Origin of the sequence: Rhodopseudomonas telluris (assembly GCF_042432815.1) — a bacterium.
GTDB lineage: Bacteria > Pseudomonadota > Alphaproteobacteria > Rhizobiales > Xanthobacteraceae > Rhodopseudomonas > Rhodopseudomonas telluris.
Window position 1 is genome coordinate 1,291,002 of sequence record NZ_JBHLWM010000001.1, and the last position, 12,470, is coordinate 1,303,471.

Annotated in this window: 10 protein-coding genes; 1 reads left to right on the forward strand and 9 read right to left on the reverse strand. The window is 63.3% G+C overall.

What is annotated here, in order from left to right; genetic code table 11:
• Window positions 1–89: 89 nt before the first annotated feature.
• From ACFFJ6_RS05860 to ACFFJ6_RS05900, 9 genes are all read right to left on the reverse strand, one after another.
• Window positions 90–1,319, reverse strand: a complete 1,230-nt coding sequence (locus ACFFJ6_RS05860) for an ABC transporter substrate-binding protein (RefSeq protein ID WP_378385300.1) — start codon at window positions 1,317–1,319, stop codon at window positions 90–92.
• A gap of 229 nt (window positions 1,320–1,548) precedes the next feature.
• Window positions 1,549–2,775, reverse strand: a complete 1,227-nt coding sequence (locus ACFFJ6_RS05865; protein ID WP_378385302.1) for an ABC transporter substrate-binding protein — start codon at window positions 2,773–2,775, stop codon at window positions 1,549–1,551.
• Between the two features lie 184 nt (window positions 2,776–2,959).
• The gene (locus tag ACFFJ6_RS05870) at window positions 2,960–4,195 is read right to left on the reverse strand and encodes an ABC transporter substrate-binding protein (RefSeq protein ID WP_378385304.1); all 1,236 of its coding nucleotides are present in this window, start codon (window positions 4,193–4,195) and stop codon (window positions 2,960–2,962) included.
• Between the two features lie 153 nt (window positions 4,196–4,348).
• The gene (locus ACFFJ6_RS05875) at window positions 4,349–5,578 is read right to left on the reverse strand and encodes an ABC transporter substrate-binding protein (protein WP_378385306.1); all 1,230 of its coding nucleotides are present in this window, start codon (window positions 5,576–5,578) and stop codon (window positions 4,349–4,351) included.
• A gap of 265 nt (window positions 5,579–5,843) precedes the next feature.
• Window positions 5,844–6,857, reverse strand: coding sequence for a branched-chain amino acid ABC transporter permease (locus tag ACFFJ6_RS05880; RefSeq protein WP_378385308.1), 1,014 nt, complete (start codon window positions 6,855–6,857; stop codon window positions 5,844–5,846).
• A 2-nt stretch (window positions 6,858–6,859) separates the two neighbouring features.
• On the reverse strand, window positions 6,860–7,738 hold the full coding sequence (locus ACFFJ6_RS05885; protein WP_378385310.1) for a branched-chain amino acid ABC transporter permease: 879 nt from the start codon (window positions 7,736–7,738) through the stop codon (window positions 6,860–6,862).
• 11 nt (window positions 7,739–7,749) lie between these two features.
• Window positions 7,750–8,463 carry an ABC transporter ATP-binding protein gene (locus ACFFJ6_RS05890; RefSeq protein ID WP_378385312.1) on the reverse strand — a complete coding sequence of 238 codons (714 nt, stop codon included), beginning with the start codon at window positions 8,461–8,463 and terminating at the stop codon, window positions 7,750–7,752.
• A complete protein-coding gene (locus tag ACFFJ6_RS05895; protein ID WP_054164293.1) occupies window positions 8,460–9,257 on the reverse strand; it encodes an ABC transporter ATP-binding protein in 798 nt (265 codons plus the stop codon). Before ACFFJ6_RS05895 ends, ACFFJ6_RS05890 begins: the two co-directional genes overlap by 4 nt.
• A 63-nt stretch (window positions 9,258–9,320) precedes the next feature.
• Window positions 9,321–10,199 carry an IclR family transcriptional regulator gene (locus tag ACFFJ6_RS05900; protein WP_378385315.1) on the reverse strand — a complete coding sequence of 293 codons (879 nt, stop codon included), beginning with the start codon at window positions 10,197–10,199 and terminating at the stop codon, window positions 9,321–9,323.
• A 151-nt stretch (window positions 10,200–10,350) separates the two neighbouring features.
• Between ACFFJ6_RS05900 and ACFFJ6_RS05905 the strand changes: the two genes are divergently transcribed.
• Window positions 10,351–12,450, forward strand: coding sequence for a 3-hydroxyacyl-CoA dehydrogenase NAD-binding domain-containing protein (locus ACFFJ6_RS05905; RefSeq protein WP_378385317.1), 2,100 nt, complete (start codon window positions 10,351–10,353; stop codon window positions 12,448–12,450).
• Window positions 12,451–12,470 lie beyond the last annotated feature (20 nt).

Sequence of the window (12,470 nt, forward strand, 5' to 3'; positions counted from 1 at the left end):
CGAGAATGTCGCGGATTGTAAAAAGCCCCGGGCGCTTCGCGCGTCCGGGGCTTTGCACGACACAAACGCTGCTTTTCGACCCGGCAGGCTCAGCCTCCAACGTCGCCGCTGATCACGTCGCCGAACAGCTCCCATTTCTCGCCCTTGAACCGCATCAGCTGCAATTGGCTGATGGGCGCGAAATCGGTCGCGGAGGTGTTGATGGCGATGCCGGGCAGCAGAACTTCGGTGCGGAAATTCTTCAGGCTGGCGGCCTGCTTCATGACGTTCTCGCGCGTGAGATTGTCGCCGCACTTCTTCAGCACCTCGACCAGGGTCTGCGCCACGCCGTAACCGACGATCGTGCCGCCATCGAGCTTGTTGCCGTCCGGGAAGTCCTTGTCCATGAAGGCGAGGAATTCCTTCATGCCGGCGTCGTCCTTCCACTGATCGTCGCTGACGTCCTTGAGATAGGCGGCCGAGATCACCCCCTGCGCGGCCTCGTACCCGGCGGGCTTGATCACGCTGCCGACCGAAGCCGAGACGTTGTTGAGGAAGTGAACCGGCTTCCAGCCGATTTCCGCGTTCTTCTTGATCGCCTGAGCGGCGAATTTCGGGGTGGTGATGTTGATGAAGACGTCGGCGCCGCTCGCCTTCAACTTGACGAGGTGGTTGTCGATCGTCGGCGAGGAGACTTCATAGCTCTCCTTCATGACGATCATCGATTTGCCCTTCTCGCCGAGCCCGTCCTCGAGCCCCTTGAGATAGTCCTTGCCGTAATCGTCGTTCTGATAGAGCACGGCGATCTTGGCGTTCGGCATCTCCTTCAGGATGTACTTGGCGTAGATCTGGGTCTCGCTCTGGTAGCTGGGCTGCCAGCCCATCGTCCACGGAAAGTCCTTCGGATCGTTCCACTTGGTCGCGCCGGTGGCGACGAACAGCTGCGGCACCTTCTTGCTGTTCATGTATTTGTGGATCGCCGAATTCGAGGGCGTGCCCAGTGAGTTGAACACCAGCAGCACTTCGTCGCTCTCGACCAGCTTTCGGGCCTGCTCGACCGTCTTCGGTGGCGAGTAGGCATCGTCGTAGCTGATGAAGTTGATCTTGCGGCCGTTGATGCCGCCGGCATCGTTGATCTTCTTGAAATACGCAGCCTCGGTGCGGCCGATCACGCCGTAGGCGGAGGCGGGGCCGCTATAGGGCATGATGTTGCCGATCCTGATCTCGGTATCGCTGACGCCCGGATCGTACTTCTTTTGCGCCAGGGCGCTGCTCGACGCCGCCAGCGTCAGGGCGAGGACGGCCGAGAGGGCAGCCGCGCGAGTACGGAGTGAAGGCATTTCTGACTCCCTTTTCTTGGTCTGTTGATTGTGTGTTGTTGTTCGGGCTCTTGGCGGCCCTGCCGGGACATTCAACACCTTTCGCCAACTGCCAGCAACAAAAAGCCCCTGCGACAACGTGGCAGGGGCTTGTTGCAGTGCGGTGCTAACAGGGGGGGGCTGTTAGTAAAAGTCCGAGGCGTATTTACGCATGGCTCGTACCGGTTGGTTCACCTCGGAGTGGCGTCGGTCAGCCGCCGGTCTCGGCGCTGATGATGTCGCCGAACATTTCCCATTTGCCCTTGGTAAATCGCATCATCTGCAACTGCTCGATGGGGGCGAAGTCGGTTGCCGAGGTGTTGATCGTGATGCCGGGCAGCAGCGTGTCGGCGGCAAAATCCTTGAGACTGGCGGCCTGCTTCATGACGTTGGCGCGGGTCAGGTTATCGCCGGACTGCTTGAGCACCTGCACCATGGTTTGCGCCGCAGTATAGCCGTACACCAGATTGGTGTCGGCGATGTTCGCGCCCGGCATGTACTTGTCGAGAAAGGCCTTGAATTTCTTCATTCCCTCGTCGTTGTTCCACTGCGCGTCCGATGCGTCCTTGAGATAGCCGGCGGACAGCACCCCTTCCGAGGCATCGAGGCCGGCCGGCTTCATCACCGCGCCGATCGAGATCGACACGTCGGTCATGAGGTGCATCGGCTTCCAGTTGAGTTCGGCCATCTTCTTGATCGCCTGGGCGGCGAATTTCGGCGTCGAGATGTTGACGAACACGTCGGCGCCGGTGTCCTTGAGCTTGACGATGTGCGCGTCGATCGACGGCTCGGAGGTCTCGTAGCTCTCTTCGGCGACGATCAGCTTGGAGTTGGCGCCGAGGATGTCCTTCAGCCCGGCGACGTAATCCTTGCCGAAATCGTCATTGGCATAGAAGACCGCGATCTTGGCGTTCGGCTTCTCCTTCAGGATGTACTTGGCGAAGATCCGCGCTTCCACCCGGTAGCTCGGCTGGAAGCCCATGGTCCAGGGGAAGTCCTTCGGGTCGTTCCATTTGCTCGCGCCGGTTGCGACGAACAGCTGCGGGATCTTCTTGGCGTTATGATATTTTTGCACGGCTGTCTGGGTCGGCGTGCCCAGCGCGTTGAACACCAGGAAGACCTCGTCGCTCTCGATCAGCTTGCGCACCTGCTCCACGGTCTTCGGCGGCGAATAGGCGTCATCGTAGCTGATGAAGTTGATCTTGCGGCCATTGATGCCGCCCTGATCGTTGATCATCCGGAAGTAGGCTTCTTCGGTCTTGCCGATGACGCCATAAGCCGAAGCCGGGCCGCTATACGCCTCGACATTGCCGATCTTGATCTCGGTGTCGGTCACGCCCGGATCGTATTTCTTCTGAGCGAAGGCGCCGTGGCTGGTAGCCGCAACAAGCAGTGCCGCGGCCGAAAGCGTCGCGAGAGCAGAACGCGAAATGGACATCGTGGGTCGTCTCCTGAACCAGGTGTCGCCGCCTCGTTGATCGGGCGGCGTCGCTCGGATTGAAACCTGTTTGTCCGGAACCGGCAACAAATAACCCCCGGCGATGCGGCTCGCCGGGGGTTACATTTTGTTCAGTTAGCACCAGTTGCGTCGAGGCGCTATGCGCCCGGCGCGGTGCTCGCGGTTACTCGGTCTTGACGTCGCCCGAGATGATGTCGCCGAACAGCTCCCACTTGTCGCCCTTGAAGCGCATCATCTGCAACTGGCTGATCGGCGCGAAGTCGGTCGCCGAGGTGTTGATCTTGATGCCGGGCAGCAGGGTGTCGGGCTCGAAGTCCTTCAGGCTGGCGGCCTGCTTCATGACGTTGGCGCGGGTCAGGTCGTCGCCGCACATTTCGAGCACCTTGTGCAGCGTCTGGGCGGCGCCGTAGCCGTACACCATATTACTGTCCGACTTGTTCGAGCCGGGCATGTACTTGTCGACGAAGGCATACCAATTCTTGAACTTCGGATCGTTGGCCCATTGCGGGTCGGTCGCGTCCTTGGCGTAGCTGGCCGAGAGCACGCCCTGGGCGTTTTCGAAGCCGGCGGGCTGCATCACGCTGCCGACCGAGGCGGAAACGTTGGTCAGGATCACCAGCGGCTTCCATCCGAGTTCGGCGATCCGCTTGACCGACTGCGCGCCGAACTTCGGCGTGACGTAGAGCAGCACGACGTCGGGGTTGGCGGACTTGAGCTTGACGATGTTGCTGTCGATCGTCGGCGACGAAATTTCGTAAGTCTCCTCGGCGACGATCATCGAGGCGCCCTTGGCGCCGAGCGCGTCCTTGGTGCCTTTCAGGTAGTCTTTGCCGAAGTCGTCGTTCTGGTAGAGGATACCGATCTTGGCGTTCGGCTTCTCCTTCAGCAGATACTTGACGTAGATCTGCGCTTCGCTCTGGTAGGAGGGCTGCCAGCCGATCGTCCAGGGGAAGTTCTTCGGGTCGTTCCACTTGGTGGCGCCGGTGGCGACGAACAGCTGCGGCACCTTCTTGGCGTTGAGATACTTCTGGATCGCCGTGTTGGACGGCGTGCCGAGCGGATTGAACACCGCGAGCACCTCGTCGCTCTCGACCAGCTTGCGGACCTGCTCGACGGCCTTAGGCGGCGAATAGGCGTCGTCGTAGCTGATGAAGGTCACCTTGCGGCCGTTGATGCCGCCGTTGTCGTTGACCATCCGGAAATACGCTTCCTCGGTCTTGCCGATGGTGCCGTAGGCCGACGCGGGGCCCGAATAGGGGATGATGTTGCCGATCTTGATCTCGGTGTCGGACGCCCCGGTGTCGTATTTCTTCTGGGCGAACGCCGTGCCGCTGAAGGCGGCGAGGCTGAATGCGGCGGCTGCTGAAAAGACGAGCGCGCGCGTACGTAAAGTTTGCATTACGAAGGGCTCCTTGGTCGCGGGTTGTTATTGTTGTTCGAACATCGTTGAGTTCGAGCAGGATTGAACACATTTCTCGCTGTTGCAGCAAGAGTGTGGACCGGCGACCAAGCCGCCGGCAGCCGAGAACTGGACGTGGAACGGCAGAGCCGGTTAGTTCCGCAGCTCGCCCTCGATCACCGGCCCGAATAGTTCCCAATGATCGCCTGAAAAGCGCATCATCCTGAGCTGTTCGATCGGATGGAAGTCGTCCGGCGCGGTGGTGATCGTGATCCCGGGCAGCAGCGTATCGGGAGCATATCCTTTGAGACTCGCGGCCTGGCGCATCACATTGGCGCGGGTCAGCGTGTCGCCGGCGCGGCGCAGCACTTCGACGAGGCACTGCGCGGCGCCGTAGCCGTAAACCACGGAATTGTCGCCGCGGTTCACGTCCGGCGCATAGGCGTCGAGGAAGGCATGGAAGCGCTTCATGCCCGGATCGTCCGTCCATTGCGGGTCGGCTGCATCCTTGTTGTAAGCGGCAGAGACCAGCCCTTGGGCGTTCTCGAGGCCCGCCGGCCGGATCACGGCGCCGATCGAGGCCGACACCAGCGCCTGGATGTAGAGCGGCCGCCAGGCCATCTCGGCTGCGCGGCGGATGCTCTGCGCGGCGAATTTCGGGGTGGTGATCGAGACGAACACGTCAGCGCCGGATGCTTTCAGTCGCGCGATATGGTTGTCGGCGCTGGGTTCGGTCACCTCGTAGCTCTCTTCGGCGACGATCATCGTGGTGTTGTCGCCGAGGCGGTCCTTCAGCCCCTTCAGGAGGTCGCGGCCAAGGTCGTCGTTCTGATACAGCACCGCGATCCGGCCGTTCGGCTTCGTCGCCATGATGTACTTGGCATAGACCCGACCCTCGACCTGGTACGGCGGCTGCCAGCCCATCGTCCACGGGAACGCCTGGGGGGCGCCGAACCGCGTCGCGCCGCTGGCCGCGAACAGTTGCGGGACGCCCTTGGCGTTGAGATATTTCTGGATCGCGGCGTTGGACGGCGTGCCCATCGGGCTGAACATCAGCAGCACCTCATCGCTCTCGACGAGCTTGCGGGTCTGTTCCACCGCCTTGGCCGGGCTGTAGGCGTCGTCATAGGAGACGAACTCGATCCTGCGGCCGTTGATGCCGCCCTGGTCGTTGATCATCCGGAAATAGGCCTGCTCGATGCGGCCGACGATCGCGTAGGCTGAGGCAGGCCCCGAATAAGGCATCAGATTGCCGATCCGGATCGCGCTGTCGCTGGCGCCCGGATCGTAGGCTTTCTGTGCGAAAGCTTCTGTCGCAAAGACGAGGGCAAGCAGCGCGAAAAGTGCGCCACGGCGCGTGGGGCGAAGGCAGAAGGACAGCATCGACGATCTCTGGCAGGGCGCACACGGCGCGAACGAGGCATCCATACGCCCGATCGCCGCCACGTTGCATCATCCGATCGTGGGGCAGCCCTGCAGATGCGCAGTCGGGTGCGTCAGCGGCTGTCGTGGAGAGTTCAATTCTGTCATGGCCGCGCATGACGCATGGAGAGGGTGTGCCTGCCATGGCGCGAACAGCTGCGTCGCCCAAAGAAAAAGCCCCCGGCGAGAGTGTCGCCGGGGGCCAGGCATCGTCAGACCGGGTCCGTTATTTGCGTACCTTGTGGACCCAGTTCTGCACCGTGTAGGCGACCTGCCGCGCGCCGTGCGGCAGGACGAAGATGATCAGGATCAGGATCAGGCCGAACACCGCGCCCGACAGACCCTTGGAGAAGTGCTCGGCGATGTTCGGCACGAACACGATGAACGCCGCGCCGACGATCGAGCCCGGCAGCCAGCCGACGCCGCCCACCACCATGCCGAGGAACAGCGCGATCGCGAGCTGGATGGTGTAGCTGTCGGGAGCCACGAACTGCACCGCGATGGCGCCGAGGCCGCCGGCGACGCCGGTGATGCCGGCCGAGACGCCGAACGCCAGCGTCTTGTACAGCGCCACGTCCACGCCCATCGCGGAGGCCGCGATTTCGTTGTCGCGGATCGCCATCATGGCGCGGCCGGAGCGCGACTTCAGCAGGTTCACCGAGGCGACGTAGATCACCATCGAGATCACCAGCACGAAGTAGTACAGCCACATGTCCTGCGACAGCGGCAGGCCGAACGGCGCGTCGGGCTTGGTGATGACCAGACCCTGGACGCCGCCGGTCCACGCTTCGAAGTAGTGCAGCTTGAGGAGCTGCGGCATCGCGGTGGCGAGCGCGAAGGTCGCGAGCGCCAGATAGATGCCGCTGAGCCGCAGCGCCGGCAGGCCGAACAGATAGCCGGCGATGAAGCAGATCGCGCCCGAGATCGGCAGCGTCAGCGCGTAATTGACGCCGAACGTATCCATCAGGATCGCCGAGGTGTAGGCGCCGAGCGCGTAGAATGCGCTCTGGCCGAGCGAGAACTGGCCCGAGCCGCCGGTCAGGATGTTCAGGGCCAGCACTGCGATCGCGTAGATCAGGACCATCGTCATCTGGAAGATGACGAAGTTCTTCATGAACAGTGGTGCGATGCACAGCAGCAGCACCACCACGACCGAGGCGTAGGTGCCCAGCGCCAAGTACTTCTTCGGCGTGGCCTCGATCGGCTGGGTGTCGTTTACGATTTCCTGCAACGCGCTCATGATCAGACTCGCTTGACGATGTTGCGGCCGAACAGGCCCGTGGGTTTGACGACCAGAACGGTGACGATCAGCGCCAGCGCGATCGGCAGTTTCAGTTCGTTGCCCACACCGGGGATGTAGGTGCCGGCGAGGTTCTCGAAGACGCCGACGAGGAAGCCGCCGATCACCGCGCCGAGCGGGCTGGACAGACCGCCGAGCACCGCCGCGGCGAAGCCGTAGATCAGCACGCCGCCCATCATGTTGGGCTCGAGGAACACCACCGGAGCGATCAGCATGCCGGCGATCGAGCCGATCGCGGCCGCCATGCCCCAGCCCAGCGCAATCATCCAGGAGGTGTTGACGCCGACCAGACGAGCCGATTCAGGCTGCGCCGCCGCCGCCCGCATCGCCAGACCGATCCGGGTGAACTGGAAGAAGAAGTACAGCAGGAGTAGCAGCACCAAGGTGACGCCGATCATGCCGGCCTGGTGGGTCGAGATCAGCTGGCTTCCGAGGAACGGCGAGGAGCCGAACGGCGACGGAAACTGCTTGATGGTGAAGTCCCAGGTCAGGCCCGCGACCGAGTTGATGATCGCGAACAGCGCGATGAAGCCCGCGACGTGGGTCAGCACCGGCGCGTTGCCGAGCGGCTTGAACAGAGCGCGCTCGATGACGATTCCGCCCGCGAAGGACAGCGCCAGCGTCAGCACGAATGCGCTCCAATAGGGGACGCCCCATTGCATCAGCTGCCAGGCGATGAAGGTCGAGAACATCGCCATTTCGCCCTGGGCGAAGTTGAGGTGGTCGATCGCCTGATAGATCATCACCACGGCCAGCGCCATACATGCGTAGATGGCGCCCGTGGCGATACCTGCCAGGACCTGATTCAGCAGAAGTTCCATGGCAGGTCTCCTCAGTATCCGAGATAGGATTTACGGACGTCTTCGTTATTGGCGATGTCGTCCGCTTTGCCGGACATCACGATGCGGCCGGTCTCGATGACGTAGGCCTGGTCGGCCAGTTCGAGCGCGAGCTGCGCGTTCTGTTCGACGACGAGGATGCTGACCTTGTCTTCGCGATTGATCTTGCCGAGGATCTTGAACAGGTCGCGCACCACCAGCGGAGCGAGACCGAACGACGGTTCGTCGAGCAGCATCAGCCGCGGACGCAGCATCAGCGCGCGGGCGACCGCGAGCATCTGCTGTTCACCGCCGGACAGCGTACCGGCCTGCTGGGTATGGCGCTGCTTCAGCACCGGGAAGTGCGCGTACATCCGCTCGATATCGGATTCGATCGCCTTGCGGTCCTTGCGGCTGATCGCACCGAGTTCGAGATTCTCGTGCACGGTGAGCGTCGTGAAGGTGCCGCGGCCTTGGGGAACGTGGGCGATCCCGAGCTTCACGATCGACTCGGTCGAGCTCTTCGTCAGCGACTTGCCTTCGAACTCGATCGAACCGGTGGAGCGGACCATGTTGCAGATCGCGCGCAGCGTCGTGGTCTTGCCGGCGCCGTTGGCGCCGAGCAGGGTGGTCAGGCTGCCTTCTTGCAGCTCGAAGGCGAGCCCGTGCAGCGCCTGGACCTGGCCGTAATAGGCGCGCAGGTCGCGAACGTTGAGCAGCGCTGTCATTGGTCCTTGCTCCCCAGATAGGCCTTGATCACATCCGGGTCGTTCTGCACCTGCGTGGGCGTTCCCTCTGCGAGCTTGCGGCCGAAATTCAGCGCGACGACGTGGTCGGCGATCGACATCACCAGACCCATGTGGTGTTCGACCAGGAGCACGGTGACGCCGCGGTCGTCGCGGATCTTCCTGACTAGGTCGCCGAGGATGTAGACTTCCTCGTGATTGAGGCCGCCGGCCGGCTCGTCGAGCAGCAGGATCTTCGGCTCGGTCGCCAGCGCGCGCGCCAGCTCGACGCGCTTCTGCGTGCCGAACGGCAGGCCCGACACCGGGGTGTGAGCGACGTTGCGCAGTTCGAGATAGCCGAGGATATCGTCGACGCGCTTGTTCATCTCCTTCTCGCCGCGACGAATCCACGGCAGCCGGAGGGAATCCGAAACGATGTCGCTGTTGGTGCGCGCATGCGTGCCGACGCGCACGTTGTCGAGCACCGAAAGATTCGGGAACAGCGCGACGTTCTGGAACGTGCGGCCGATGCCCATCTCCGAGATGCGATGCGGCGGCCGGGTGAGGATGCTGTCGCCTTCGAGCAGGATGTCGCCCTTGCTCGGCTGATACAGCCGCGACAGGCAGTTGAACAGCGTGGTCTTGCCGGCGCCGTTGGGGCCGATCAGTCCGAGAATCTGGCCCTTCTTCATGTCGAACGAAATGCCGTTCAACGCCACGATGCCGCCGAACACGACGCTGACGTCGCGCACCGCGAGTAGCGGTGACGCGGTTTGTCCCGAATGTGCCTGCATCATTTGCTGCGGCCCTGAACCGGGCGGCGGAGCATGATCATCGGCGTCGCTTCGCGACGACGGATGCTACCTGATCCCCTCGACGACACGCGCAACTTTCCCTCCTGACTTAGTTTTCTTGTTTTCAGATTTGTCGGTTCGTCTTGATAGCGGCGCCGCTGTCCCGCCGAGCGCCGCTTCAATTTTCCTTACCATCGCCAACAGACGAGGTCCAATGTCGTTGATCAGTCGTTCTTCCGTGAAGCGGAATGCAGGCGCGCCGCAGTTGAAAGCGTAAGGCCCGGTGCCGTCGTTCATCGTCAGCGCGACGCCGGCGGCGTGGACGTCGTCCTGCCACTCACCGGCCGAAATGGTGAATCCGTATCTGGCGACCATCTCGTCCGAACGCTCGATGCCGTCTTTGATGCGCGGCCAGCGGCTGCCGTAGTATTCACGCATGTCGCGCAGCAAAGCCGCGCGTTCCTCGCCTTGCAGCGCGGACAAGTAAGCGCGGCCCATCGCGGTCGTCGCGATCGGAATACGCGAGCCGACGTCGAGCTGGACGCCGACAGTGAGGCTCGATCGCGCCTGTCCGACATAGATCATGCTGAGCCGGTCGCGCGCGCCGACCGCGACTGCGCCGCCGGTTTCCTGCATCAATTCGTCGCGGAAGGATTGCGACAGATGACGCACGCCGAGATTGGCGAGTGCCGCATAGCCCAGCGACATCGCGGCTGGCGCGAGCTGATACTTCTCAAATCGCGGCACCGGCGTGAGGTAGCCGAGCTTGGTCAGCGTGTAGGTCAGTCGCGAGATCGTCGGCTTCGGCAGTTTGGTTCGCGCAGCGATTTCCTGATTGCCGAGCAGTCCGTCATTGGGACCGAACGCGCGGAGCACCTCCAGCCCTCGCGACAGCGCGACGACGAAACTGCGATCTGTCGCGGCTTTTTTCGGAGGACGTTTCATTCCCGACGCGTTTGTTGATTATGCTGGTCGTTGACAAGCGACGCTCTTCAAAATAACCCTCGCTGTCAAGATGTGGAATTAAATTTCGCACTGCGAAACCTCTCGAACTCGGTCGAGATCAATCAAGAAACGTGAACCCAAGGAGAATGCAATGAGCGAAGTCGTAACGCGCGAACGCCATGATGCGATCGCGGTTGTCACCGTCGACAGTCCGCCCGTCAATGCGCTCAGTGCGGCTGTTCGCCGCGGCATTCTGGAAAACGTCAACGCGGCGGTCGCGGACCCCGAGGTGCAGGCGATCGTGCTGGTGTGCGCGGGGCGCACCTTCATCGCCGGCGCCGACATCACCGAATTCGGCAAGCCGCCGCAGCCGCCGGCGCTCACCGACGTCATCGCCGCGCTGGAAGACTCGCCGAAGCCGACGATCGCCGCGATCCACGGCACCGCGCTCGGCGGCGGTCTCGAAGTCGCGCTCGGCTGCCATTTCCGCGTTGCGGTGAAGGAGGCTAAGCTCGGTCTGCCCGAGGTCAAGCTCGGTCTGTTGCCGGGTGCCGGCGGCACGCAGCGCCTGCCGCGCGCGGTCGGCCCGGAACTCGCGGTGCAGATGATCGTCGGCGGCAGCCCGATCGGCGCGGCCGAGGCGCTCAAGCATGGCCTGATCCAGGAGATCGTCGAAGGCCCGACCGCGGGTGCGGTTGCGTTCGCCAAGAAGGTGGTGGCCGAGAAGCGTCCGACGCGCCGGCTGCGCGACGACGACAGCAAGCTCGCAGCTGCGAAGGCCGATCGTTCGATCTTCACCAACGCGGTCGCGGCGATGACCAAGAAGGCGCGCGGTCTCGAAGCGCCGTTCGCCTGCGCCGATGCGGTGGGGGCTGCAATCGATCTGCCGTTCGACGAGGGCATGAAGAAGGAGCGCGAGGGCTTCCTGAAGCTGCTCGTGTCCGATCAGTCCAAGGCGCAGCGCTATGCGTTCTTCGCCGAGCGTGAAGCCGCCAAGGTCGACGGCGTGCCGGACGGCACCAAGCCGCGCCCGGTGTCGCGCGTCGCGATCATCGGCGCCGGCACGATGGGCGGCGGCATCGCGATGTCGTTCGCCAATGCGGGCATCCCTGTGACTCTGATCGAGACCGGCGAGGAACAGCTGAAGCGCGGCATGGGCATCATGCAGAAGAACTACGAAGCCACCGCGGCGCGCGGCGGCATCCCGGCGGACGCGCCCGCCAAGCGCATGGGCCTGATCACCGGCGTGGTCGGCCTCGAGAACGTCAAGGATGCCGACCTGATCATCGAGGCGGTGTTCGAAACCATGGCGGTGAAGAAGGAAGTGTTCACCGCGCTCGACGCCTACGCCAAGCCCGGCGCGGTGCTGGCCTCGAACACGTCCTATCTCAACGTCGACGACATCGCCGCCACCACCAAGCGGCCGCAGGACGTGCTCGGCATGCACTTCTTCTCGCCCGCCAACGTGATGAAGCTGTGCGAAATCGTGCGCGGCGCCAAGACCGCGCCGGACGCGCTGCTCACCGCGGTGTCGATCGCCAAGAAGATCGCCAAGGTGCCGGTCGTGGTCGGCGTCTGCGACGGCTTCGTCGGCAACCGCATGCTCGCGGCCCGCTCCAAGCAGTCCGAGAAGCTGTTGTTCGAAGGCGCGCTGCCGCAGCAGGTCGATGCCGTCGTCACCAAGTTCGGCATGCCGATGGGGCCGTTCGCGATGGGCGATCTCGCCGGCCTCGACATCGGCTGGCGCTCGCGCAAGGACCGCGGCATCAAGTCGGAGATCGCCGACGCGCTGTGCGAAGCCGGCCGCTTCGGCCAGAAGACCGGCAAGGGCTACTACAAGTACGAACAGGGCTCGCGCTCGCCGCTGCCGGATCCGGATGTCGAGACGCTGATCAACGACACGCTGACCAAGCTCGGCCTCAAGCGCCGCGACATCAGCGACGAGGAGATCCTCGAGCGCATGGTCTATCCGATGATCAACGAAGGTGCCCGCATCCTCGAAGAGAAGATCGCGGCGCGGCCGAGCGACATCGACGTGGTCTGGCTGTACGGCTACGGCTGGCCGATCTATCGCGGCGGCCCGATGCACTACGCCGACAGCGTCGGCCTCAAGCACATCGCCGAGCGGCTCAGCTACTACGCCAAGGCCACCAACGACCCGTCGCTGGAGCCGGCCCCGCTGCTGAAGAAGCTCGCCGACGAAGGTAAGACCTTCGCCTCCGTCGGGCAGCCGAGCAAGGCGGCGGCGTGATTGCTCTTCTCCCTCTCCCG